The organism is Ligilactobacillus salitolerans, from assembly GCF_003864415.1.
Classification (GTDB): Bacteria; Bacillota; Bacilli; order Lactobacillales; family Lactobacillaceae; genus Ligilactobacillus; species Ligilactobacillus salitolerans.
Genome location: NZ_BFFP01000112.1, coordinates 1 through 420 on the forward strand (window position 1 = coordinate 1; position 420 = coordinate 420).

Here is a 420-nt window from a genome sequence, read left to right on the forward strand (position 1 = left end):
AAAGGACGATTTTGACTGCCTTTGGGGAGATCAGCTATGTTAGACGGTATTACCGCACTCCTGCTGGCAAAGAAAACTTCTTTGCCTTGGATCGGTTTTTAGGTTTTGAGGGCCGGCAGCGGGTGACCCCGCTGTTAAAGTATCTGGTAGCTAAAGTTAGTCCGGGAATGACTAATCGTCATGAGGCTGAAGTCTTTGCGCTTTTGACCCCAGTAACTTTGAGCCATCAAGCTGTTAATCAGATCGTGCATGTCACTGGTGCACAGATCAAGGCTCAGAAGGAAAGTGAAGCCGTTCAAGCTCAAGATACCATTGAAAAAAGTAAATTGACAAAACGTCGTCAAGTCCCTTATTTGGTGGTCACTGGAGATGCTTTATTGTTTAAAGAGTTTGGCAATTCGGTTCACCATGGTTCACTGC

1 protein-coding gene is annotated in these 420 nt (G+C 45.5%); it reads left to right on the forward strand.

Features of this window, described 5'->3' with window-relative positions:
- Positions 1-420: UPF0236 family transposase-like protein (locus tag LFYK43_RS12295; RefSeq protein WP_174714003.1), on the forward strand; the 420-nt coding region annotated here is incomplete at both ends.